The organism is Thalassotalea coralli (assembly GCF_055786205.1).
In genome coordinates this window covers 1-265 of the sequence record NZ_JBVVBK010000031.1, presented here as the reverse complement: position 1 = coordinate 265, position 265 = coordinate 1, and the positions used below count along the sequence as shown (strand labels likewise).

Sequence of the window (265 nt, the reverse complement as noted above, 5' to 3'; positions counted from 1 at the left end):
GATATTGTTTGACGGTAAAGGTAACTTTACCAAAGTTTATAGATGTAAAAGAGCAGGGCATGTTCTTTTACCCTAAAGCCAGAAAGAACGGCTTTAGTAGATGTGAGGTCGCTCACTTTAGTTTAACTAAAGGTTCGCCTTACACTAAAACAGCAAAGTTCACTTTGCTAAGCAGTTTTAGTGTCCCTATCGTCTAGAGGCCTAGGACACCGCCCTTTCACGGCGGTAACAGGGGTTCGAATCCCCTTAGGGATGCCACTTTTAT

Annotated in this window: 1 protein-coding gene and 1 tRNA gene; both read left to right on the top strand. The window is 43.0% G+C overall.

Features of this window, described 5'->3' with window-relative positions:
- A partial coding sequence (locus tag ACOB80_RS20895; protein WP_473167802.1) for a hypothetical protein occupies positions 1 to 197 on the top strand: 197 nt, incomplete at its 5' end.
- Positions 183 to 258 (top strand) — tRNA-Glu (locus ACOB80_RS20890). The genes ACOB80_RS20895 and ACOB80_RS20890, both read left to right, overlap by 15 nt.
- Positions 259 to 265: the final 7 nt, after the last annotated feature.